The following is a 21,816-nucleotide window of genomic DNA, read 5'->3' as shown; positions in this document are numbered from 1 at the left end:
ATTGAACGCGTCGTCATCAAGAGGGATCACGGCCAAGCGCACCCGATCCTCGGGTTCGTGGACGATCGCCCGCGCCCGCGGCCTTGAGGATTCTGCGACCGACTGCGAGCTCTCAGGCACAAGAGAGTCGAACTCGCCGCATCCCTTTCGCATGGATGGTCGCGACGAGACCGACCACCAGCAGGGTCCACCAGGGCCGGTCGCCGATCCAGTTGGTATAAGCACTGCGATAGGTGAGTGGGGTCACTTGCGCCGTCGCGGTCCCCTCGGCGAAGGGAGGGATGGAGGCGATGGTCCGGCCGAGCGGGTCGACAACGCCGCTCAGGCCGGTGTTCGTGGCTCGGATCAGGAACCGCCGATTCTCGATCGCCCGGAAGGCGGCGATCAGGTGGTGCTGGTGGGGAGCCAGCGTGCGGCCGAACCAGGAGTCGGACGTGATGTTGATCAGGAGCTCCGCCCCCTTCCGAGACGCCTCGCGGGCCAGGGCAGGGACTGTGTCCTCATAGCAGATCATAGGCGCGACCTTCAGGGTTGATGTCGTCCCGTCTGGCCGTCGCATCGGGTAGGAGAAGACCCGGGTTTCCGTTCCGGCGCTGAAGACCCCGGCCTTGGCGTTCAACCCCTTGAGCCAGGGGAAGTACGAAGACAAGGGCATGGATTCGCCGAATGGGATCAAGATTTGCTTGAAATAAGGTTGCGGTATCGTGCCGTCCGGGTAGACCGCGAAGGCGGCATTGTACCGTCGGTGATCCGGCAGGAAGGAATAGGCGCCGACGAGGAGGGCGGAACCGTCTCCGATCCAGGGCAGGACCGGTGGGTTGCCCACCTGTCCGATGGCGGCGGGGATGTAGGCCGGTACCGAGCCCTCGGGCCAGACAATCAGGGAGCCGGGATGCGCGGCCTGGCAGCTCAGCTCGTAGATTCGGGCAAGATTCTTCCGGGCCGAGTCGATGTCGCGTTTCTCGGCAAGGGAGGCGTTGCCCTGCACCACGATGACTTCCTGCGGGAGGCCCTGCGGCGCGGTGAAAGTACGCATCATCGCGACCCCGTAGCCGATCGCCAATGCGAACAGGAGCACGGGCACGAGAAATGTCCTTCGCCGCTCGCGGAAGACGACGATGCGGACGCTGACCTCCGCCAGCCAGAACATCAGGAACGAAACGGCCATCGCGCCGCCGATGCCGGCAATCTGCACGAACGGAGTGAAGGCGATCTGAGTATGCCCGAAGTGCCAAGGGAAGATGCGAATCGTCAGGAGCTCGGCCATCACGACCGCGGTCGCCGAGCGCAAGGCCAGGGCGTCGAAAGCGGCGGGGAGCTGGTGATGAACCAGCGCGAAGACCAGGAAGAGGATCGCGCCGAGGGCCACGAAAAGGGCGAAGATCAGCGCCGAGGTCAGCGGACCGAAACCTCCGAAGGCGGAGACCGTGCCGGCGACCCAGTAGAAGCCGATGACGTGGCCGACGAGTCCGGCGGCAAACGCCGGCATGTAGGCGCGCCGCGCACGAACCGTGTAGACCAGGAGCAGCGCGGTGATCCACCCGAGTACCGCACTGAACCCGGTACCTGGCACCAACCATGCGGAGGCGCTGACCGCCCCCCCCAGGACCGCGGCGAGATAGACCCGCAACGTGGAGGCCTCGCCCGCGCCTTGGGATCGCGGGCCGACCGAGGCCAAGCGGCTCGGTCGACTGGCGCGGCGGTCTCTCGACCGTGCCGGTGAATCCGTCCTCTCGGGCAGAACCAGCGCTAAGAGGCCCGTTGCGAGAGGCATGGACCATCTCCATCGAGGGTCGGGGACATGGCGACGGGATGCGACGCGACGCGAGGTGAGAACATCCAGGGCGGGTGGCGGGGATCATAGGATTTGCTCGGCCGGGAGTCAATCTCGGTCGCGCTCCAACCAGTCGAGCATCAGCTCTCACGACGGTCCCGTCGGGGGAGGTCACTGCTACCAGGCTGGCCACACGATCAATCGTGCCGGTCCGGAGCACCTTCACCATCAAGGCGGAGCGGTTCAGCCCCGAGGGCGAAGTAGGCCGGCACCGTTTCCCGCCCATGACCATGGCTCAGGTCGCGATCCGAGGGAGGGATCGACCTCGAGCTTCGCGAATTGCGATGGCTGCCAGATCGCCGTGACAGCGGCCGATTAGAAGGCCGGGGCGAAATCAAAGGGGTCAGGAGCCGATATCGCCGTATCGGCTCCTGACCCCTTTGATTTCGCCTGCGGGAAGGACGTTTCATCGAACTTGTAGCGACTTCGACCCATCACGTGTGCCTCGGAATGAGCAGAAGACGCGGAGCGTCGAAGCCGGCATTCCCACGCGGGGAACGAGGGCTGGCCAATTTCTACGCCAGGGCTCCGCCGGGGCGTGAACGATTACGAAGACGCCATCTGGTTCAAAGACCGGCGATATGCCGGATATCCTTGATCAGCAGGTAGCGATGAAGCGGGTCGGTCGGGGAGGGGATGAACCCGAAATGAGCGTAAAAATCGCGGGCACTCTCATCCTTGGCGTGGACCGCGAAGACCCGTATCCCGGCGATGTCGGCGGCCTGGAGGGTGCGACGCATGGCGGCTTTCAGCAGCCCCGCCCCGAGGCCATGTCCCTGCCAGGTCGAACTCACCGCCAGGCGGGCGAGGGGGTGGTCGCCGGCCACGCACCTAAATAGGGTAGGGTAGGAGATCTGGAGAAATCGGCGAGTTCAACGTTTTGATGCAATCTTCACTAAGTTGCCCAACTCTCGTCGCTGAAGTGCCTAGCTACCCTTGTTTTCCCATGCCGACGCCGGTCGGAGGCGACGTACTTGGCGAGCTCGCCGGCCCGTTGCCGAAGGACTGGCGGGTCGAGCCGGAAAGGGCTCACGGGTGGCAGGAAGAGCTTAGAACCGAGGACGCAGCGACCGAGTTGTGGCGGGTGCATCCGGCTCCCGGACCCCTGTAGCCGTTCAGGCTGATTAGGGTTACGCCTTCACCTTATTCGTCCGCTGCCCAACCGGGGCCCGCAGGATGAACGGCTCGGTCAGCCGTGGTGATAGATTTTCATCCGGTTGTATCGCCACCACCTTACGGTGTGATCTTATTATTCCATGCGACAGTGTGAACGTCGGTCGAAAAACGTAGCGCGCGCCGGTTGAAAAGCGTAGCGCCCGGTAAACAGATGTTACCTGTCTGAGCTCAGGTCGTCCACAGGGGACGATCGCTCAGCGACTCGACTTTCGTTCACAGGACTCGTGCTCGACACCTTCCTTTCACGATTCAAGCCATCCGGAGTGACGCGGCGACGCTTTGCCTCCTTGAGGCGATAACTCTCACTGCCCGTCTCCACGATGTGGCAGCGGTGCGTCAGGCGATCCAACGCAGCGGCCGTCAAGCTCGCGTCCAACAGGACTTCCGTCCAACGCTCGAACGGAAGGTTCGTCGTTACGATCAAACTGAATCTTTCATATGCTGTGCTGATCACATCAAAGAGCAACTCCGCTCCTACCTTGCTCGCCGGTACGTAACCCAGTTCGTCGAGCACCAGCAGGTCCAGCTTGTTCAACTGCCCCTTCAGCCTCGCCAGTTGGTGTTGATCCCGTGCCTCCAGCAGGCTCGTGATCAGTTCGGTCACCCTCACGAATCGCACACGCTTGCCTCGCTGGCATGCCTCCACGGCCAGCGATGTCGCCAGGTGCGTCTTCCCCGTACCCGATGCGCCGACCAACAGCACATTCTCACGCTTGTCAATGTATTCGCATCTTGAAAGATCGTGCAACAAAATCTCGGGGATCACCGACTGGGCCGCGAACTCGAATTCTCCCAGAGTCTTTACCGCGGGAAACCGCGCCCCCTTCAGTCGGCGCGCCGCCGCCTTTCGCTCCCGCTCGATCAGTTCCAGTTCGCACACCCGCGACAGATAACCCAGATGGTCCACCCGTTCACTCGCGCACTGCCGGGCGACCTTCTCGCACTCCGCCCAGATCGTCGGTAGCTTCAAAGACCTCAGCATCGGCTTCAAACGGACCAAGTCTCCTGGCGTCGAACTTGACTTGCTCATCGCGGCACCTCCCCGCACAACGAGCGGTAGCCGCTCAGGTCTGGCTCCGGGACGCTCACGCGTGGCAAGTGGGGAAGGCCTTCCAGATCCAATGTCGCCGTCGGCCGATCCCGGCGGTGCTCCAAGATTAACCGCACTCCGTCGGCTGCCGACACCTCCAGACTCAAGGCCTGCTCGACCGCCGCGGTCAACTCCCCAAGCGTGGCTTGTTCCAGGAGTCGCAGGACTCGGATGTACTCGACCTGGCCACGCGGCCCCTCGTCCTCGGCCAGGCGGAGCCGGAGTGCCGCAAAGCACTCCGGCAACTCCCAGCCCTCCAGGGGCAGGGCGAAGTCCAGTGCCCCGGGCTTTCGCTCCAGCAAGCCCAGATAATGGATTGGATCGAAGATTGTCCGACAGCGATCCCAGGATCGAGGATGGTTGGCAACGATTGTTCCGGTCGTCTCCACCCGCACCCGCTCTACATCCGCCACGACGGTCAGACGCCGATGCGCGTATCGAGTCGGGACCGAGTAATCGTTGCGATCGAATCGTACCAGCGACAACGAATTGGCCCGGACTGACTCCACCTGGCGGATGCTCAACGGCTCCTTGGGAATGGCCAACAGTTCGGCTCGCTCCCGCTCCAGGAGTTGGGCATTGGTCAGCGTCTGGCCTCGCGTCGTGCGTTCCAGGTCACTCCGGCAGCTCTCTTCCAAGCGTGCATTGAGCGCGGCGAAGGAATCGGCCTCGGGGACCGGCACGAGGAAGTTACGCGCGCGTAGCCTAAAGCGACTCAACATGTCCTTTTCGTTGGGGAACGAACACGACAGAAATGAGATTCAAACAAGTAGTGACTTTTCATTTTGAGGAACTCGGTGGTCACGCCTTCCCCCCGGTGGCCGAGAATCCGAGCCACGGCGATCCGGGTATTGTCGTAGGTGATCCGACGGGGTATGCCGCCGAAGCACTCGAAGGCGAGGCGATGTCCCTCCTGAAAGGTGAGCGTGCATTCCCGCGGGAAGACGGCGCAGAAGATCGCATCGGAATGGGTGAGCGTCATGACGAACATCGCGGCCGTGGAGGATTGTCCAGCGATGTTGATGACGGCGCGTCCGAAGTCCGCTTGAGCGTCGCCGGGCCGGTGGACCAGGGGGAGGAACGCTTCGGCTTGCCCCTCCCGCCAGGCTTGGACGACGCCTTGAACCATTGTCAATCCACCAAGATAGCCATGTTCATTTCTAAGGCGTTGAAAGATGCGACGAACGGTATGCCGCTGCTTCCTCGGCGCTTGCGGTCATCCTGGAGGATTTGATGGATGATCGGTAAGAACGGCTCAAGTTTGGGGCGTGAACGCGGCAGGTTCTGGCGATAGCCTGGAGGCTCATTATGGAGGAGGATCTTTTGGAGGGTGTCCCAGTGGATGTCGAACTCGCGGCAGATGGAACGTTTGCTCTGCCCGTCCACGAGGACGCGACGGCGGATCTCGGCCCAGTTTTGCATGTGTGTGAACACCCATAGACCTCGCGACGCGTGGGGTATCGAGGCGAAACAGTGTTCACCTTGGTGTACCAGACGCCACGAGTGGATCTATGAGCGCTACGTTTTTCGACCGAACATCGGAGACCGGCGAGCGCTACGTTTTTCGACCGACGTTCACAATGCGACAGGCACGCCCCCCGGAAAATCCCCCGCCGTCGTGGCTCGACGGATCTGCCCGGAGGGATTCAAGAGATACCAGTCGATGCCGGGCCGATTCTTCCTTACCATCTCGAACTGGCGTTTGTCGCCCGTGCTGAAGTCCCCAGTCTTGGTGGACTTTGGGTGCGTGTGGCAGTTGGCGAATACCGGGACGCCTGACGGCAGGGTCATCTCCACGTGGCCGGCATTGTTGGTCTCAGGCTTCGTGTAGTGGAAGACCGGCTTCTTCTTGTCCGGGCTGGGCTGGCTGATGACCCAGAAGCCGTACTCGTTGGTGTGCCACTGGACGCCGTTGCCCATGATCTTCTTGAATCCGCCCATCACCGCGTCCACGACGCTATCGTAAGCCTTGGATAGACCGGCCATCGGCGACTCCTTCGATGCGGAGGCCTTGAACTGAACCAGGGATCGCGCAGGCGACATGCCTATTCTGTGTACGGAATCCGCCTGCGGTTGTGTCGCTCGAGGAGCGGGCTGATTCCTGCGGTGTCGGCGAGGTTGAGACAGAACGATGAAAGTGAGATTTGTCGGTTGCAGGCAACCGTGTAAAATCGATATGTGTAATTTTTTTAATTGCAAGATGTGTTTATGTGGTTCGGCCCGGCACGCCGAGGGCAATGTAACCGAAGCACGCTACCGAACGAGCAAACTCCGTGGACCGGTCCGCCGAAGTCTTTCTCCGCCCCCCCCCCAGAAGCCGCCGTGGCAGACCAAGTCCCTTGTGTCGCCAGATTAGGCGTCGACCGCCAAGGTGCTGGGACCATCTTCGGCTGGCGTCATACCCAAGCGAGCGAAGCGCGAAGCGAGCGACACCAGTTCTACCTGCATCTGGAGCCGATCATCCTCGGGAGGCGCCACGCCTAGACCCACGGATTCATATCGGTACCCCGGATGCATCACCTCGCCTACCCAGGCTCGGAGTTCCGCAACCAGTTCAGGCGTGAGCAGCGGGAGCACTGCCTCTGCGAGGTCGCCCAGTCGGTAGTATGCGAGTTCATCGGCGATCTTGTCGACCGCCTCTCGCGGGCTGAAGATGCCGCGGTGAGTATAGCCGACAATCTTTCCGACGACCCGCAGGCTCTTCAGCGTCTGGTCCTGAGAATCCATCGGTGTTCTCCTGCTCCGGCTAACGATGGTTCGACAGAATTCTCGTCTGTCTAAATCGCCTCGGCTTTCTGCCTATTGCCAGGCACAAGGTGCAGGGCACCGTGTTATCGTAAATCGCAAAATCCAACACGTCGCTTATTTAGGGTGTCCAACCGGTTTGGAGGTCGTTAACAAAACACCGGGGAAGTACGGCTGTTGTCTGATTCTCTGTCGTCCGACCTGAGAAAACCATGGCGGGCCAACTCCAGGGACGCTCCGGTCCGACATACCGTGGGTCAATCTGACTCACCATCGGACGCTGAAAGGGGGGGGACATAGTAGATGTAGGCAACTGTTGAAGATTGCTGTATCCCCCTTTCTTTTCCCGACAGCGGTACGTGCAGTGAATTCGGCGGGTCGTACGGCCGATGCGACAAAGAAGAGGAGCGTCGGGGTGAGATGTTTCATACGCGAAGGTTAGCCCGAATGGGCGCGACAATCAAGCCGGCTCGTGGTCTAGCCCCGCAGAAGGGTGAGCTCAAGCTTGACATCATTCCGGCAGGTCTCAGAAACCGTAAAGTGCTGATCGTCCGGGCCGGAGCAGCACGTTGGCGTGCGACGCCCCGACCCGAGGCCGATCCTTCGGCGTTGCATATCAACTTAGGGATTTGTAGAAATCTTCAAGATGTTTGGACTTGGCCGAAGTAAGTTTCACTACGCCGGTTTCGTTCTTAAGTTTGTACTTGAAGACGAAATAGCTCTCCCAGGCGCTCGCGAAGTCCTCGCGAGGATTGGTCTTGCCGTAGGAGCGAGCGAACTTCGCCGATTTCAGGTACCACCAATCTTCCTCGTCATCCGTACCTTTCGAGTACTTGGACGCATCGGAGGACGACGGTTCGCTGCTCCGCCAACCCGACTGGGACATCCATTTGCTCCAGTTCTGATGCTCCGTATCAAAGTTGTGCCCAACCTCGTGGATCGTCGTGAGGGCCGTCTGGCCGGAGGAACTGAAGGCCCCGTCGTAAAGCGTGATTCTCCCTGACCCCCGGTTCCTCCCTCGGATTGTCCCATTGTCGGCACCTCGGCTGAAGGTTAACGAACCTCCCGAGCTCGTCTCAAGGAGATTGTCATTCCTGGTTCTGAGGTGGAGTTGCTGCAATCCCAGGTCAACCGCCTCAACATCTCCTTCCGGCCAGCCCTTCTCGTCGCTCTTGAAGCGGATTACAGCGTCAGTCGAGCTGGCGTCCTTGTGCTCGGACTGCCCATCCAATATGAGGAACCGATCGGCGTCCTCGTTACCGTAGAGCTCGTCCGTTCCCCCACCCCCGTACAAACCATCGAGGCCCGAGCCACCATAGAGCTTATCGGAGTCGGCCCTTCCATAGAGCGTATCATCGCCACCCACGCCCCGGAGGGTGTCGTTGCCGGCCCCGCCGATGATGGTGTCGTTGCCGCCACCGCCTTCCAGATCATCGTCTCCCGAGCCCCCGTCGATGTAGCATGGATAGATGTAGGTGCTATCGAACGAGTCATCTCCTGCATTGCCCAGAAAGCGTATGGTTTTCACATTACTGAACGACTTCGTCACGACTTCGGGTGTGAGGACGAACCCGCTGGTGGGGACCGATTCGACCCGGACCGTCAATCGATTCTTTACCTTCGAAACAAGGGCGTCATTATGCCAGCTGTCGCCGGTTATCGTGAGAACCGTGCCCGATAGGGATATTCCGACCGTCTGTACGGTTCGATTTTCCAAGGCTTCGAGGGTTGGGCCAATCTTGCGGCCGATCTTACGACGTGGCATGGTTTATGAACTCGGATGTGTCGTTGAATCGAGTCAGAATTCACAAACGTTGTGAATCTGGAAGCAGGAAACACCACAACTCCTTGCGAGTCGTCTGCTGAGAAATGGGTGTGAGGTAGACGCCTGACATCAAGGCTCACTCGGGCATGAAGCTTTTTGGAGCATTACGATATAGCGAAGTGGACCCCAAAGTCTACTGAGCGGTGCAGAAATGCCTCGAGTTCCCGAACCCGTACAATCAGGGCACGGCCGGCTCATCTCATCCTCACCACTGGAGAGAGTGGCGGCGAATGCGCGCACTGGATCTGCATCGACAGGGTTGGATGCTGCGCGACATCGCTACGGCCCTCGGAGCGATCGAGATCGCCGTCAGCCGATGGTTGGCCGCCGCTCGACGCGGCGGTCATGAGGCCCTCGCCTCCCACGCCGACCGGCGTGGTGTGCTCCCAAGCCGACCCTCGAGCAGGTGCGACTGGTCCCGGGCTTCCTGTGGCACGGCGCCAAGCCGATGGCACGCCGGTCCTCCGAATCTACAACCAGGCAGGGAAGCCCGTCGTGCAAATCCCGTCGCCTTGAACTGCTCCCGCACTCTCGATGAATTCCTCAGGGCGCATCCGGTGAAGTCTAGTCGGCCCCGACGGGCGGTCGATCCGACGGGTTCGACGGCGTCTTTGCTTCGTCTGCCGAGGCTGAGAGAGGAAAAGTCTTTCTCCGTCCAGACGAATAATCGAAACATGATATTGAGCTGCCAATTTAAAGTTGGCGCATCAAGCCTTTATGTTTTTATGGAATGGCCCCGCTGGTTATATAAAGACTTGCATGAGAGCAGGAAAGACGACTTCTGGGCATTCACGCGTGCATTTGGCAGGGATTCAAAGGCGGCGCATATTGTCATTTCGTTGTTGAAGGGGAGCGAACGGCGGCCAGACACCTAGGCTGGGTATAGCCGGGGTTCTTGGGAGTCTATTGGGGAGGGCAGCGTTGCAGCCGTTTCTCCTCGACTCTCCCAAGTCTCCCCTTTGAAGTGCCCGGCCATGACTGCCCCCACGACAACGCACGAACACCTCAATATTAGGCCGATCCGCATTCTCTCGCTCCCCGAGAACGCGCGCATAAGCCTGCGACCAGACGAGGCTACTGATCGATCGCCGCCTCAAGGATCTGACGCAGTTCGGAGTCGAGGAGTGTCACGGGGTTACCCTTCATGCTACTGGCCCGCTGGGCGAGCGGGATCAGCCGGCTGCAATCGGCGACGGACAGGCCGGCCTCCCGCAGGGGCGGGATCTTCAGCTCCGCGCAGAGTTCGTGCACGCGGGTCACGCCGTCACGGAGGGTGGCCGATGCGTCGCCGGTCAGAGTCCGGGCGATCTCGATGTACCGCTGGAGGGTGGCCGGATCACCCCGTTCGCTGACCGCGCGGATGTTCGCCTCCATGACGAAGGGCAGGAGCCGGGCGCAGAGGGCGCCGTGCGGATGACCTGTGGCCCCTCCGAGGACGCCCGCGAACCCGTGCACCGCGCCGAGCCGAGCATTGGCCAGGGCAATCCCGCTGAACAGGGCGGCGAGCGCCATGTCCTCGCGGGCCGCGAGGTCTGAGCCGTCGTGATAGGCGAGGGGCAGGGATCTCGCCGCACGCGCGAGTCCCTCGCGGCAGACGCCGTCGGTGAACGGGTTGGCCGCGTTGCTGACGAACGACTCGATCAGTTGCGTCAGCGCGTCCATGCCGGTGAAGGCCGTCACCTCGGGCGGGAGCGTCAGGGTCAGCTCGGGGTCGACGATGGCCACGCGGGGGAGCAGGTGGGGGCTCCGCAGGCTCACCTTCACCCCATGCTCGGGGACGTCCAGCACGGCGTTGCGGGTCGCCTCGGTTCCCGTGCCCGCGGTGGTGGGAACGGCGAGGAACGGCACGGCGGGCTCGCGCAGCGCCTTTCCTCCTCCCACCACCTCCAGGTAGTCCAGGACGCCCCCTGGATTGGTGAGCAAACCAGCGATCGCCTTGCCGGCGTCGATCACGCTGCCCCCGCCCACGGCGATCACCAGGTCGCAGCGTTCCGATCGTGCGATTCGAGCCGCGTCGTCCACCACGGTGACGTTGGGTTCCCCGCTCACGTTGACGACTATCGAGCGGACGCCGACCTCGCCGAGGCCTTGCGTCAACGCCTCGCGGCCGCGGTCGGAGCCCCCTAGGACCACCAGGGCATACCGGCCGAGGTCCCTGGCCAGAGAGGGGATTTGCCGCGCGCTGCCGCGTCCGAAGAGGATCCGCCCGGCCGTTGCGAATTCAAAGATCATGGGAGGCCGTCTTCAGGATAGACCTTGTTGAACTTCACGCTGGACCGGGGAACCGCCATCATGTCGGCCACCGCCTCGGCCCACTGCCGGTAGTGCGCAGTCTGCTTGTGGGCGGCGGGCGCGTCGGCCGTACGGTAGATCTCGACCAGCAGGAACTGGGTGGGATCGTCTTGCTGTTGCAGCACATCGAACCGCGCGATGCCCGGCTCGTTCAGGCTGTTCCGCGAGTTTTCCATGCAGGCGGCCTTGAAGGCCTCGACCCGATCGGGCTTCACCTGGATGTGGACGTGAACGATCAGCATGAGACGCTATCTCACCTTGCCGAGATCGAGGAAGACGATGCACGAAGGATTGCCGACGGCCGTGTAATGGCCGGTGAACTGCAAGCCGCCGGCCTTGCGATCCACCCGGAATGCGGCGATGTTATCACCGCGCTGGTTGCAGCAATGGAGGAACTGGCCGGTGGGGTCGAAGCTGAAGCTGCGGGGATAATTCCCCCGCGTCCATTCCTCCCCAATGTACGTCAGGTCGCCGCGCGGGCCCACGGCGAAGATCCCGATGCTGTCGTGGAGCCGGTTGCCGGCGTAGACGAAACGCCCGTCCGCCGAGACCAGGATCTCGGAGCAGAAGTTGCTGCCCGCAAACCCAGGGGGCAGGGTCGAGATCGTCTGCCGCGGGGCCAGAGTCCCGAGGTTCGCGTCGTAGTCGAACAGGACGATCGTCGAGGCCTCCTCCTGGATGGAGTAGAGCCAACGGCCGTTGGGATGGAAGTGGAAATGCCGCGGCCCGTCCCCGGGCGGCAGCGCGATCGCGTGCGGCTCGTTCGGGGTCAGGACGCCTTTTTGGTCGTCGAACTTCCAGACGAAGATCCGGTCCAGGCCCAGGTCGACATGCAGGACGAATCGCCCCGCGGCGTCGGCCTGGATCATGTGCGCGTGGGTCCGATCGTGCCCGCTGAACGCGAAGCTGCCCGTCGGGGCGTTCTTCGCCCGGGCGGGTCCGATCGTGCCGGCATCCGTCTTGAGATCCGAGGCCTCCCCCAGACGCCCGTCGGGGAGGATCGGCAGCACCGCCACGGAGCCGCCGAAGTAGTTGGCCACCAGCACGAACCGTCCCGAAGGGTGGACGCTCACGTAGGTCGGCCCGGCGCCGCCGGACTGGACGGTGTTCAGGGGCGTCAGATGCCCGTCCGCCCGATCGACGGCGAAGGCAGTGACCGTCCCCTGCTTCTCGTCGCCCACGCGATCGGTCTCGTTGGCGGAATACAATCGGGTCCCGTTGGCGCTCAGGGCGAGGCAACTCGGGCTGGTTCCCATCTCGTGGAGGCCAGCGGGCTTCAACGCCCCGGTGGTGCGATCCATCTGGAAGAGGTGGATGCCGCGGCCGTTCCCCGGCGGCAGGTCCACCTGGGTCGGCAGTACGTCGCGGAGCGGTGAGCTGAAGGTGCCGACATAGGCCATGAGCGGCCCTTCGCCCTCGCGTGCCTCCGCCGCTGAGAGATTGGCGGTGAGCGGAATCGTACCCGCCAGTGCGACGGAGGTCCTCAGGAACGAACGTCTTGAATGGTCGGATGGAGTCATGAGGATGAGAGATCCGGTATGGTCGATGGGTTGCGGGGAGCGAGCGGGATGTCCGGGTGGATTATGGGTCGTCGCACACTCAATGGATCGATCTGGCGATTTCGCGCACGATGGTCTCCACGTCCACCTTCGGCAGGCGCCGGTCGTTGGTGGAGACGAAGACGAACTTCTTCGCGTGAGGCGGCGAATCGACATCGAGCACCTGCCGCTCGTGCGCAGGCGTTGCGTAAGGGATCTCGCGCTTGACCTCCTGGACCCGCCCCTCGGCCTTGATTCGAATATTCCGGTATTCGACCACGTTGGTCTCGGATTGCAGGGCAAGGGGGCCCTTGTCGGGGATTGCAAGCGCGGCTTCGAGCAGCTCGCCGTTGCAGGTGCAGCGGGCCTTGGTGCTGGTGACGACCACCTCGATCGCGTTCCAGTCGCCGGGCTTGTAATTCTTGAGTGTCTTGTAGGGACCAACGCGGGGGTAGTCGCGGATCTGGAGTTGATGTGCGAAGACCTTGTCCCGCAGGTGGACGCCGCTGTTCGCCTCCTTCGAGGCGCGGAAATCCAGGCGGAGGGTGAAGTCGCCATCAAACGACTCCACCGTGTCGATCTCGGTCATCTTGGGAGGCTTGTCCCTCGAGCCGGCAATCACGAGGACGCCGTCCTTGACCGTGAACCGGCCGTCGTCGGAGGCGGTCTTTCCGGCCAGGTTCGTCTCGCCTAGCCGCCAGCCCGTCAGATCCTTGCCGTTGAAGATCGGCTTGAAACCCGGCTCCTCGGCGTGAGCGGCGGAGAGGAGGACCGCCGAAACGAGCAACGCGAACGTGCTCGACCAAGCCGGGCATTGTCGATTGAGCCAACTCATCAGGATGCTCCCGGAACTGATCACACCGCCAACTCCATCGTTTATAGGCGAGTTGCACCGGGCACGCAATCCAGGGCCGGGATGACCTGAACCGATGCCACCCACGAAGAACGAATTTGCGAGATCCTTCACACCGCAGGCGGGAAAAGAAAGGGGGACATGGCGAAATGCCATGTAGGCAAGCGTAACTCTATGGCGGATTGCGTTTTAGGATTGATTTCGGTTAATTTGGATCAATGAATGAAGCTTTTGTTATTCGTGCATTGGCCTGGAAGCCGCTTGATTCTATGCCGAATCGTTCAATCCAAATGTCAGCAACACTCGAATGGCCTTCGCCTGGTATTGCTTGCAAGTCGTTTTTTTGCCAAAAGTTTGCGTCTTATCTTTGTGGCGTTCCGCTATGCCCCCTTTCCTTTCTTTGGGCTGGATGAGTTGCTGCCGGATGCGTGAGGCTTTATTCCTCCGGCCTCCCCACCGCAATTGTCCCCCTGAACCCCTCCGTGGGCCCAGGAGCATTGCGACCGACTGATCAATGTGACTTCCTCGCAGCTTTGGGCTTTGCGGCCTTTTTGGTCGGCTTGGTCTCGATCCCTTCGGGCATCATCGCTTGAGCGGCGCCGGCAAGGGCCCCCATGGCCGCATCGGGTGCGATCTCCCCCAACACTTTGCCGGTCGAGGTAGGACTCCGGCGCCCCTTCGCTTCCTTTTCGTTAATCGCCTGCGCGGCGGCCTTCACGGCTCCCACCACGGCACCGGCGGCCATCGTGTCAAGGGCACGAGCCGCCTGGACGGCCGCCCCCTTGGCGATACGGGCTGGCGTGCTCTTCTTGGGCTTTGAAGGGGTTTTCTTTGGGGGCTTCGTGGCCAGTTCGGTCTTCGTGTCGCTCTTGGCGATTGTCTTCGAACGTTTGGTCGTCTTCGCCGCAGTTTGCTTCGCTTGCATCGGTTCGTCTCCGGGGCCATCGCCCCCGCTAGGAAGTTTGGGTTCCGCCAGGGCGTTCAGATGCGCCCCGAACTCGGCTCGGGCTTCAGCAATTGCCTCCCGGAGTTGGGAGGGCGATTTCACTTCTTCGTCGTTCCCCTGATCCACTGGAGATCTTCCTTAAGCGTTGCGAGCGTTTCATACGGGATGAAACTGACCCCGGAAATCTGACGGGCACCCGACGCCATGAGTCCGGCTCCTGCGGCACCCAGGATGCCGCCTATAAGGCCGTAGCATCCCCAAAGCGGGAGTCGGGTCGTACGATGTAAGCCATGGACAATGGCCAGCGAGCCGAGCAGTCCGCTGGCAAGGGCAAGCCCCGCCCCTGTTCCAATGCTGGCCAAGGCGGGCACCGCCTGAGCGGTAGATTGCCGGAGTTCGCTCCGGAGTAAGTCGCCATGGAGGCTGACGAGGCGTTCCGCGTCATGGGCGACCGGCTCAAATCGTTCTAGAAACGGTTCTTGCTGTGCCAAGGTCTTGCCCTCTAAATGACTTAGGGTTCTATTTGTTTTGTGCAACTGGTGTGCCAAATCCTCATGGACGGCAAGTTAGGTGTCTGGGCCTGCCTTCTCCTGGGTGGGCGGAGAATGCCCACTCGGGCGATCCGGCAAGTGCCGGCCGCGAACTCCGGGTTTGCCGACTCTCCGCCATCCCGTAGTACGATCCGCTCCCACCATCCTTTCCTGCCTCACGCCAAAGCCGTCCCGAGCGTGGGAATCTGCATCAGCGGTCGCGTCTGGAAGAGAAGAGGACATGCATTGCGATCCAAGATCGCAATGCATGTCCTCTTCTCTTGCCCCCGATCGCCATCCGAACAACGTCGGCCGTCCCCGCGGCAAAAGCTATGGTCAAAGCGTGGCGCCCTGTCCGGTCACCAATGTCGGATCCGGCGGTGAGGGGCCGCTTTTCTTGATAATCATACCCGTGTGACGAGCGTGATCGCCGGCAAAAGCGATGATCCATCGGCCTGTCTTTCGCCTTCGACTCGTGAACAAGTCGCCAGGATTCGTGAACTCAGAAAGAAGGATATTGTTGGTAATCGACAACTGTCGATGATCGCTATACCTTCCCTTCTTTTCTTGCAGGATCATCGGAAACAATTACAAGGCCGCTCGGGATCCCGCGTTAGGTTCTCTCCGATCCGGGCGACTATCAAGGGGAGAGTCTCTCGACCCAACGGACGCCCGAGCGTCTCCCGCCCGGACGCCGCGACGGATCGGACAACCACCAGGAGCCAGCGATGCTCGCACACGCCTTGCCCCGAAACGCCGCGACCACGATCCTTGCCCTGCTCGTCGCCGCCGGCTCACCTCCAGCCTCGGTCGTCGGCGGGAACCCGGCCGACATGGCCGCTTACGAAGCGGCCAAGGCCCAGGTCGGGCGCGACCCGGACGCTCATGTCAGGCTGGCTCTCTGGTGCGAGACCCACGGGCTTAAAGCCGAGCGGCTCAAGCACCTGGCCATCGCCGTCATCGCCAACCCACGGCACTCCATGGCGCGGGGGCTCATGGGCCTGGTTGACTATCATGGCCGCTGGCAGCGCCCGGAGAGTATCCCCGACAAGGTCCGGGCCGATGCGGAGTTCTCCGCGACGCTGGCTGAATACAACACGAGACGGGCCAAACTCGCCAACACGGCCGACGCGCATTGGAAGCTGGCGCTTTGGTGCGAGGAGAAAGGACTCAAGGCCGAAGCGACCGCCCATCTGTCGTCGGTGGTCCGGCTCGATCCGAGCCGCGAGGCGGCGTGGAAGCGACTGGGGTGCAAGAAGCACAACGGGCGATGGATGACCGAGGTCGAGATCGCCGAGGAAAAGGCGGAGAATCAGGCCCAGAAGCAGGCTGATAAGCGGTGGCGGCCCCTCCTGGAGAAATGGCAGGGCTGGCTCTCCAGCAAGTCGAAACGTCAAGTGGCGGAGGACTTGCTGGCTGGTGTGACCGACCCACGCGCGGTCCCCGCGGTCTGCGCGGTGTTCGCCGCGGGCGAGGCCCCCTCCCAGGTGATCGCGGTCCGGGTACTGGGGCAGATCGACTCGGGGGCCGCGTCACGTGCCCTGGCGATGCTGGCGGTCTTCGGTGAGTCGGCGGAAATCCGACGTGTGGCGATCGAGACGCTCAAACAGCGTGATCCCCGCGAGTTCGCTCGCCTCCTGACCGGATTGCTCCAGGAGACCATCGCCTACGAGGTACGCCCCGTGGGAGGGCCGGGCTCTCCCGGCGCACTCTTCGTCAAGGGGAAGAAACTCAACGTGCAGCGGCTCTACGCCCCGCCCGCGATGCCGAACATCCCGCTGTTCGCCGGCGAACCCGTCGCCTACGACGCCGAAGGGCTGCCCGTCGTCTCTCGCCTGAACGGCCTGGGCACGTTGCGGCATGTCACGAAATCGCAATTGATCCCCGCTCTCTCCTCCCGGCAGTTCGCGGATTACCGGCCGAGCGACCCTGCGGTTGCGGCGGCCCTGACCGATTACCGTGCCAATCCCATCGGGCAGTTGGACCGATTCTTCCGGGATCATCCGTATAATCGGCAGGCGTTCCTCGCCAATCCCGACGCTTACTTTCGCCAATATGTCACGGGGATGACCATCGGTCGAGAGACCGCGACAAGCACGCCTGTCGCGTCCGAGACGCTGATCCCGGTCGGTCAAATCGTGCGCGAGTACCAGAGGGCCGCGATCTCGGCCCAACAGCAACTCGCCGAAGATGCCGCCGCCATCGAGGCTCACAACGCCGACGTGAAAAAATTGAACGACTCGGTGGTGCGAGTACTCGACGAGGTCTCGGGCCTGGACCTGGGCGCGGACATCGACGCCTGGAAGGCGTGGTGGATTGACCTCCAGGGTTACGCCTATCTCCCGGCTCCCGACCAGCCTGCCCCGACGATCGTTCAGAACGTCCCGCTGGCCTACCAGCCCAAGTTTGTCCCGGTGCCGACGCTCGTGTCCCCCGCGGGACCGACGACAACGTCTACCGATATTGTGATCCAGCCGATCTCAAAAATCGCCAGTTGCTTCGGCGCCGGGACGCAGGTGCGGACCTTTCAGGGCCCGCAGTCGATCGAAAGTCTTCACGTCGGGGACAGGGTTCTGGCCCAGGACCTCAAGACCGGTGCCTTGAGCTACCAGCCGATCCTGGTCGTCCTCCACAATCCACCGAGCTCGACGTTCCGGATCCGGATGACCGGCGATGCGGAGCCGATCGTTAGCAGCCCGTTCCACCGGTTCTGGAAGGCGGGCCAGGGTTGGGTGATGGCGCGCGACCTGAAGGCCGGCGATACCCTTCGAATGCTCGATGGCCTCGCCCAGGTCGAATCGGTCGAGGCAGGAACGGTTCAGCCCGTGTTCAACCTCGAGGTGGCCGCGGACCACGACTTCTTCGTTGGCCATCGTGGGACCCTGGTCCACGACAACACCATTCCCAGGCTGCGGCTCGACCCCTTCGATGCGGAACCGAGCCTGTCGAGCCTGGCCCGTTGATCGGCAATGAGCCCGGGGGCTTGCACGAGCTTCGGGGAACGCGATCCGCTTGAGGATTTCCGAAAGACCGGCCGGTCCGTTCCACTACTCCCTGGGATCGACGACTCAGTCGAGGGCACGAGCTGTGGCGGACGCTCGACGCCTTGAAATTCAACGGGGTCTCCGCGGCCTGTTCAACGTAGGGACGGTCGCGGGCCTGTCGGACGGTGACCTCCTGGACCGATTCATCGCCCGGCGGGGCGAGTCGGCCGAGATGGCGTTCGCGGCGCTGGTCGAGTGGCACGGGCCGATGGTTCTGCGCGTCTGCCGTCAGGTGCTGAACGACCCGCACGTCGCCCAGGGCGCGTTTCAAGCGACCTTCCTCGTCCTGATGAGGAAAGCCGGTTCGTTGCGCCACCGCGACTCAATCGCGACATGACTCATTGAGCGCGGCGTCCGGCGAGTGACGGCCGAGCAGATTGAGACGCTCGCCGTGCAGGCCCGGCAGTTCCAGGAACAAGGGGGCTTTGCGCGGGCACATCGGGTACGCGATGTCCCCATTTTCTTTTCCAGTCAAGAAATTGGTTCGTGTCCGACACGATTGAGATGGTGGATCTCATATTGAATGGAGGAAAATCTTAGATGGCTGCATGTGTGCTGTCTCAGTTTGACTGCGGATCGGACCTCGGATAGGCCCGCGCAACTGGAATGATCGTTGTATTGTATGGTCGGCGCAACATGACGGTGATTGTCGGACGTTCCACAGGGGAAGCCGAGTCCGTGGAACATCACGCCTGCCCCGAGATCGCGCAACTCTGCTCGACGTGTTCTTCACGATTTACGAGGAACCGTAGAACCGGCGATTGACCGGCCGCGGAAACACGCAACATAATCCGGCACGAACCGAATCGGCTCCAGGTCTGATCACCCATACGAGTTGGAGGCGTGCCGTGGACATCCTGAGAACGATCGACACCGGGCCGAAGCCGGGACCGAGCAATCACAGCCTCCTGGCGGGCCTGGTCGCGATGCTGTTGGTGCTGGCGCTCGCGATCCTGCTCTATCCCGCGTGGGCCGAGCACCAGTTTCAATCTCGCGTCGTCTCGCTGAACAGAGAGGCGGGCGAGAGCATCAAGGCTGACGATTACGTGAACGCCATGGCCTGCCAGATGCTCGTGCTCAAGCTCTATGCCGACCGCGGCAAGCCCGTCGAGGGTGAAGCGAAGCGGTGTGTCGAGTTGGCCAAGGAGCAGGTCCCCATCCTCCAAGGGATTCTCGCGGAGGACGATTAGCGTTCGCGAGAGATGCCCTGAATCGAATCCCGGCGTCAAGCCAAGCAAAGCATGGAAGAAAGGGGGGGAAAGCGATTATCGATAACTGTCGATAATCGCTATGCCCCTGTTTCACATTCCCGGGCCACGACGGTGTCCCGGCTGCTGAACGAGTTGGCGGAGAAGATCCCCGTGCATCGGATGGTCCGGTGCCGTCGTGGTTCAAAGAAGCCTCGGCCGAAGCGGAGTTCCGGGAAGCGAAACCAACACGTCTCCAACAAGAAACTCCTCGATCGAGCGAGGGGACCTCACGCCCCGGCACGTGGCGACTGAACCCTTATGGCATCAAGAAGTTGAGTCGAACAGTATTTAATATTGACAGAAGTAAGTTGTCAGCACTGCACAATAATTTTTATATATTGAGAATAATGAGCAATTTAGTGTGATTGTTTATCGAGTGCGAATGTTCGACGTAACTTGTTGGCCATCACACTTCCTCCGCTGCTTCCCCCAACCTCACGTACTCCCGACCCCGGCAGATCCGCTGCCCTTCAAGGTTGACCTTGTGGACCTCGAGCCGGAGGAGCAGGGCGGGGCCGCGCTTGGTCGGGATCGACCTGGCGAGCTGAGAGATGCCGACGACGGCCTCCTGCCCGTCGAGCACGCCCATTACGGCCTTCCCCCAGCAAACGGACCACAGACAACGCTAAGCTTTGCCCATCCTGAATCTCGGCGGAGTAATGACGGCGACGGACGTTGATTCTGGAATGGGTATCGGTACGGTTTTTTGGCTCTCCTGAGCGATTTTTGTTACGCTGAAAAGGAGTGCCGAAATCGGCCCTTTTCGGTGCCTATCGACTCTGAGGAAATTTGCTCATGCATAGGTGATCGAGAGTCTCACTAAGCGGAGGCTCGGAGAGGAAGAGATGGAGACCAAGAAAGCGTTGCCAGGTCCCGGCCATTTCCAATGGCACACGGGCGCCTGGTTCGGCGTTCAACTTTGCCTCACGGGTTGGATGCTCGTCGGTGCCGTCGCATTCGTCCGGCGCGCCCCCGAAGTCGCGGGTATATGGCTGGTCTGCCTCGCGGTCGCCAACGCCATCGGCTCTTGGATCTGGTGGCGTCGGGACCGGGTCCGACCTTACCCTGCTCTACAAGCTCTACTGCTGACGTGCCTGGTTATCGGCATGCCGGCCTTGGTCGCCCTTTACACTCTCCGCCCTGGCCTCGACGTCACCTTCATCCGCCCGACGGGTATCTATCTGTGGGACCAGCACTGGATTAGGTTCCTTGTCCTGATTGTCATAATGACAACATCATCCTATTTCATGGAACGGAGTGCGAGGAAGGAGAAGTCGCGGGCCGAGGGGCGACCCTCGTCTTAGCGTTGTTTTTGGTCCGTTTGCTACGGGAAGGCCATGACCGGCGGGGCGAAAAAAGGGGTCGGGAGTGAATGGCACGAGGTTAAGAGCAGGCGTGCACTGATCCTCGTCGCAAAAACAGTGTACAGGAGCCTGAAATCGTACTGCACGGAATCCTTATCCTCGTACCATTCACTCCCGCCCCCTTTTCTCAGGCCTGCGCGATCCTGGGGGTACGGGCCGCTTTCGGCGATTTCGTCAGCGCCACAGACCACAGCCAAGTGTAGTGTGGAGGAGCGGATCGGTGCCCGGTCACCGCGGCCAGAGACAGACGTAAAACCAGCTTGTTTTACAGTCGTAAAAACTGGGACGGGTCATTATGGGCTACGGAATGGCGGTTTTGATCGCTCGTTTCCCGACTTACGACGACGCCAAAGTGCCACGGATGAAGTAGCGGTGAGAATTTACAGAAGAACCCCGATTAGGGAACAGCTGATGGATCATGACGCCCGACAGTCTATTCTCGACCTGGGCGATTGTATGCTCGAGCTTTGCGGTATCGTCGGCTTCGAGGGTTTAAATGAGGCCGAACGTACGGTTTTCTGTGTCTATAACCTCCATGTCCAGGTGTTGAACGGTGGCTTCGACCAACTGTTCTTCAATACCGGCTGGTGCGCACGGCCAACGCTCGACGCCCTTGGACGAGTCGATTTGCCCCAAACCGCGAGTCTCTTGCGACAAGCATTGTCCATTTTCCCCGACGGTGTTGAACCCGACATCGGTTCACAGAAGTGCGACCTATCACCTGAGGCCAAAACGTTTCTCAACGGCCTCGACACTCAGTATTACGCGTGCAATGAAGAGATTTATGAGAGTATGCATGAGTATGTAGCTGCTCACCCAGATGATATTCGCGGCCCCGACGCAATCGACGCGATCATTCTCGAACGGAAAGAAGCGGAAGAGCGCCGCAAGCTGGACATCGAGGCTCTCGAGCGAGAGTGGGCCCGCAAGGAACGCCCGTGCCCGCAGTGCGGGACTCGCTTCGTCTCGGTACGCAACCGCGGCCAGTGTCCCGCTTGCCGTCATACCTTCCTTGCAAGCCAACCAGGGACCCCCGAAGCCTATCCATACGGAGGGGAGTGAGGCCTTAGGGATGAAAGGGGGACGTGGCCCCCGCGCTTCGTTCTCAGCATCGGGAAGACCGGGAGCTTCAGAGCGTCTCACAAAACCCTGTGCGACCGGCGTGTTGTTCGCTCTTCGTCCTCGCTTTACTGATCGCTGCGCAAAGAAGATCAAGTTCCCGAGTCCGGAAACCGCTGGATTATTGCGACCGAACGCTTCCTCGACTTGACGCACATTGTGCAGCGATCAGTAGGAAGACAGGGAGCTTAGAACCAAAAGGGGGACATG

23 protein-coding genes are annotated in these 21,816 nt (G+C 61.5%); 6 read left to right on the top strand and 17 right to left on the bottom strand.

All coding sequences use genetic code 11. From position 1 onward, the window contains the following. Positions 1-112: 112 nt before the first annotated feature. The 9 genes from lnt to V5E97_RS25070 form a co-directional block, all read right to left on the bottom strand. Complete coding sequence (gene lnt / locus V5E97_RS25110; protein WP_406694328.1) at positions 113-1,774, bottom strand: apolipoprotein N-acyltransferase; 1,662 nt, start codon at positions 1,772-1,774, stop codon at positions 113-115. A 626-nt stretch (positions 1,775-2,400) separates the two neighbouring features. Continuing rightward, a complete protein-coding gene (locus tag V5E97_RS25105; RefSeq protein ID WP_406694327.1) occupies positions 2,401-2,661 on the bottom strand; it encodes a GNAT family N-acetyltransferase in 261 nt (86 codons plus the stop codon). A gap of 503 nt (positions 2,662-3,164) precedes the next feature. Continuing rightward, positions 3,165-4,040 carry an IS21-like element helper ATPase IstB gene (gene istB / locus V5E97_RS25100; RefSeq protein ID WP_406694326.1) on the bottom strand — a complete coding sequence of 292 codons (876 nt, stop codon included), beginning with the start codon at positions 4,038-4,040 and terminating at the stop codon, positions 3,165-3,167. Then, positions 4,037-4,822 carry a Mu transposase domain-containing protein gene (locus V5E97_RS25095; protein ID WP_406694325.1) on the bottom strand — a complete coding sequence of 262 codons (786 nt, stop codon included), beginning with the start codon at positions 4,820-4,822 and terminating at the stop codon, positions 4,037-4,039. Before V5E97_RS25095 ends, istB begins: the two co-directional genes overlap by 4 nt. Further along, the gene (locus tag V5E97_RS25090; RefSeq protein ID WP_406694324.1) at positions 4,816-5,229 is read right to left on the bottom strand and encodes a DDE-type integrase/transposase/recombinase; all 414 of its coding nucleotides are present in this window, start codon (positions 5,227-5,229) and stop codon (positions 4,816-4,818) included. The genes V5E97_RS25095 and V5E97_RS25090 overlap by 7 nt, the downstream gene beginning before the upstream one ends. A gap of 2 nt (positions 5,230-5,231) precedes the next feature. Further along, entirely contained in the window at positions 5,232-5,522 is a 291-nt protein-coding gene (locus tag V5E97_RS25085) for a hypothetical protein (protein ID WP_406694323.1), read from the bottom strand. Positions 5,523-5,675: 153 nt separating this feature from the next. After that, entirely contained in the window at positions 5,676-6,086 is a 411-nt protein-coding gene (locus V5E97_RS25080) for a hypothetical protein (RefSeq protein ID WP_406694322.1), read from the bottom strand. A gap of 366 nt (positions 6,087-6,452) precedes the next feature. Further along, positions 6,453-6,827 carry a hypothetical protein gene (locus V5E97_RS25075; protein ID WP_406694321.1) on the bottom strand — a complete coding sequence of 125 codons (375 nt, stop codon included), beginning with the start codon at positions 6,825-6,827 and terminating at the stop codon, positions 6,453-6,455. 634 nt (positions 6,828-7,461) lie between these two features. Then, the gene (locus V5E97_RS25070; RefSeq protein WP_406694320.1) at positions 7,462-8,610 is read right to left on the bottom strand and encodes a calcium-binding protein; all 1,149 of its coding nucleotides are present in this window, start codon (positions 8,608-8,610) and stop codon (positions 7,462-7,464) included. A 290-nt stretch (positions 8,611-8,900) separates the two neighbouring features. Here V5E97_RS25070 and V5E97_RS25065 point away from each other — a divergent pair, with 290 nt between their 5' ends. After that, positions 8,901-9,545 carry a helix-turn-helix domain-containing protein gene (locus V5E97_RS25065; protein WP_406694319.1) on the top strand — a complete coding sequence of 215 codons (645 nt, stop codon included), beginning with the start codon at positions 8,901-8,903 and terminating at the stop codon, positions 9,543-9,545. Positions 9,546-9,744: 199 nt separating this feature from the next. Here V5E97_RS25065 and V5E97_RS25060 read toward each other — a convergent pair whose 3' ends face one another. From V5E97_RS25060 to V5E97_RS25035, 6 genes are all read right to left on the bottom strand, one after another. Then, positions 9,745-10,902 (bottom strand): iron-containing alcohol dehydrogenase, encoded by a 1,158-nt coding sequence (locus tag V5E97_RS25060; RefSeq protein ID WP_406694318.1) that lies wholly within the window; start codon positions 10,900-10,902, stop codon positions 9,745-9,747. Continuing rightward, on the bottom strand, positions 10,899-11,204 hold the full coding sequence (locus V5E97_RS25055) for a putative quinol monooxygenase (RefSeq protein ID WP_406694317.1): 306 nt from the start codon (positions 11,202-11,204) through the stop codon (positions 10,899-10,901). The genes V5E97_RS25060 and V5E97_RS25055 overlap by 4 nt, the downstream gene beginning before the upstream one ends. A 6-nt stretch (positions 11,205-11,210) precedes the next feature. Continuing rightward, positions 11,211-12,482, bottom strand: coding sequence for a lactonase family protein (locus V5E97_RS25050; protein WP_406694316.1), 1,272 nt, complete (start codon positions 12,480-12,482; stop codon positions 11,211-11,213). A 79-nt stretch (positions 12,483-12,561) separates the two neighbouring features. Continuing rightward, on the bottom strand, positions 12,562-13,335 hold the full coding sequence (locus V5E97_RS25045; protein ID WP_406694315.1) for a 3-keto-disaccharide hydrolase: 774 nt from the start codon (positions 13,333-13,335) through the stop codon (positions 12,562-12,564). A 529-nt stretch (positions 13,336-13,864) separates the two neighbouring features. Further along, on the bottom strand, positions 13,865-14,401 hold the full coding sequence (locus V5E97_RS25040) for a hypothetical protein (protein ID WP_406694314.1): 537 nt from the start codon (positions 14,399-14,401) through the stop codon (positions 13,865-13,867). Continuing rightward, entirely contained in the window at positions 14,398-14,790 is a 393-nt protein-coding gene (locus V5E97_RS25035; protein ID WP_406694313.1) for a phage holin family protein, read from the bottom strand. Before V5E97_RS25035 ends, V5E97_RS25040 begins: the two co-directional genes overlap by 4 nt. 767 nt (positions 14,791-15,557) lie before the next feature. Here V5E97_RS25035 and V5E97_RS25030 point away from each other — a divergent pair. Continuing rightward, positions 15,558-17,792 carry a polymorphic toxin-type HINT domain-containing protein gene (locus V5E97_RS25030; protein WP_406694312.1) on the top strand — a complete coding sequence of 745 codons (2,235 nt, stop codon included), beginning with the start codon at positions 15,558-15,560 and terminating at the stop codon, positions 17,790-17,792. A gap of 124 nt (positions 17,793-17,916) precedes the next feature. Continuing rightward, positions 17,917-18,210 (top strand): RNA polymerase sigma factor, encoded by a 294-nt coding sequence (locus tag V5E97_RS25025; RefSeq protein WP_406694311.1) that lies wholly within the window; start codon positions 17,917-17,919, stop codon positions 18,208-18,210. On the opposite strand, the gene V5E97_RS25020 is transcribed toward V5E97_RS25025, so the two are convergent. Further along, on the bottom strand, positions 18,196-18,348 hold the full coding sequence (locus V5E97_RS25020; RefSeq protein ID WP_406694310.1) for a hypothetical protein: 153 nt from the start codon (positions 18,346-18,348) through the stop codon (positions 18,196-18,198). The two genes, V5E97_RS25025 and V5E97_RS25020, sit on opposite strands and share 15 nt — an antisense overlap. Before the next feature lie 373 nt (positions 18,349-18,721). Between V5E97_RS25020 and V5E97_RS25015 the strand changes: the two genes are divergently transcribed. Next, the gene (locus V5E97_RS25015; protein WP_406694309.1) at positions 18,722-19,063 is read left to right on the top strand and encodes a hypothetical protein; all 342 of its coding nucleotides are present in this window, start codon (positions 18,722-18,724) and stop codon (positions 19,061-19,063) included. Between the two features lie 466 nt (positions 19,064-19,529). On the opposite strand, the gene V5E97_RS25010 is transcribed toward V5E97_RS25015, so the two are convergent. Continuing rightward, positions 19,530-19,712 (bottom strand): hypothetical protein, encoded by a 183-nt coding sequence (locus V5E97_RS25010; RefSeq protein ID WP_406694308.1) that lies wholly within the window; start codon positions 19,710-19,712, stop codon positions 19,530-19,532. A gap of 256 nt (positions 19,713-19,968) precedes the next feature. Here V5E97_RS25010 and V5E97_RS25005 point away from each other — a divergent pair, with 256 nt between their 5' ends. After that, complete coding sequence (locus V5E97_RS25005) at positions 19,969-20,427, top strand: hypothetical protein (RefSeq protein WP_406694307.1); 459 nt, start codon at positions 19,969-19,971, stop codon at positions 20,425-20,427. A gap of 471 nt (positions 20,428-20,898) precedes the next feature. Next, positions 20,899-21,549 (top strand): DMP19 family protein, encoded by a 651-nt coding sequence (locus V5E97_RS25000; protein ID WP_406694306.1) that lies wholly within the window; start codon positions 20,899-20,901, stop codon positions 21,547-21,549. Positions 21,550-21,816 lie beyond the last annotated feature (267 nt).

The sequence above is a fragment of the Singulisphaera photorubra genome, from assembly GCF_045290345.1.
GTDB lineage: Bacteria > Planctomycetota > Planctomycetia > Isosphaerales > Isosphaeraceae > Singulisphaera.
Note: the sequence above shows the minus strand (reverse complement) of the source record. Positions and strands in the feature narration are given on the sequence as shown.

What these genes read in the sequence shown, in the direction of transcription:
- lnt (WP_406694328.1), bottom strand. Translation starts at nt 1,774, where the DNA reads ATGCCTCTCGCAACGGGCCTCTTAGCGCTGGTTCTGCCCGAGAGGACG.
- istB (WP_406694326.1), bottom strand. Translation starts at nt 4,040, where the DNA reads ATGAGCAAGTCAAGTTCGACGCCAGGAGACTTGGTCCGTTTGAAGCCG.
- V5E97_RS25095 (WP_406694325.1), bottom strand. Translation starts at nt 4,822, where the DNA reads ATGTTGAGTCGCTTTAGGCTACGCGCGCGTAACTTCCTCGTGCCGGTC.
- V5E97_RS25090 (WP_406694324.1), bottom strand. Translation starts at nt 5,229, where the DNA reads ATGGTTCAAGGCGTCGTCCAAGCCTGGCGGGAGGGGCAAGCCGAAGCG.
- V5E97_RS25085 (WP_406694323.1), bottom strand. Translation starts at nt 5,522, where the DNA reads ATGCAAAACTGGGCCGAGATCCGCCGTCGCGTCCTCGTGGACGGGCAG.
- V5E97_RS25080 (WP_406694322.1), bottom strand. Translation starts at nt 6,086, where the DNA reads ATGGCCGGTCTATCCAAGGCTTACGATAGCGTCGTGGACGCGGTGATG.
- V5E97_RS25075 (WP_406694321.1), bottom strand. Translation starts at nt 6,827, where the DNA reads ATGGATTCTCAGGACCAGACGCTGAAGAGCCTGCGGGTCGTCGGAAAG.
- V5E97_RS25070 (WP_406694320.1), bottom strand. Translation starts at nt 8,610, where the DNA reads ATGCCACGTCGTAAGATCGGCCGCAAGATTGGCCCAACCCTCGAAGCC.
- V5E97_RS25065 (WP_406694319.1), top strand. Translation starts at nt 8,901, where the DNA reads ATGCGCGCACTGGATCTGCATCGACAGGGTTGGATGCTGCGCGACATC.
- V5E97_RS25060 (WP_406694318.1), bottom strand. Translation starts at nt 10,902, where the DNA reads ATGATCTTTGAATTCGCAACGGCCGGGCGGATCCTCTTCGGACGCGGC.
- V5E97_RS25055 (WP_406694317.1), bottom strand. Translation starts at nt 11,204, where the DNA reads ATGCTGATCGTTCACGTCCACATCCAGGTGAAGCCCGATCGGGTCGAG.
- V5E97_RS25050 (WP_406694316.1), bottom strand. Translation starts at nt 12,482, where the DNA reads ATGACTCCATCCGACCATTCAAGACGTTCGTTCCTGAGGACCTCCGTC.
- V5E97_RS25045 (WP_406694315.1), bottom strand. Translation starts at nt 13,335, where the DNA reads ATGAGTTGGCTCAATCGACAATGCCCGGCTTGGTCGAGCACGTTCGCG.
- V5E97_RS25030 (WP_406694312.1), top strand. Translation starts at nt 15,558, where the DNA reads ATGCTCGCACACGCCTTGCCCCGAAACGCCGCGACCACGATCCTTGCC.
- V5E97_RS25010 (WP_406694308.1), bottom strand. Translation starts at nt 19,712, where the DNA reads ATGGGCGTGCTCGACGGGCAGGAGGCCGTCGTCGGCATCTCTCAGCTC.
- V5E97_RS25005 (WP_406694307.1), top strand. Translation starts at nt 19,969, where the DNA reads ATGGAGACCAAGAAAGCGTTGCCAGGTCCCGGCCATTTCCAATGGCAC.
- V5E97_RS25000 (WP_406694306.1), top strand. Translation starts at nt 20,899, where the DNA reads ATGGATCATGACGCCCGACAGTCTATTCTCGACCTGGGCGATTGTATG.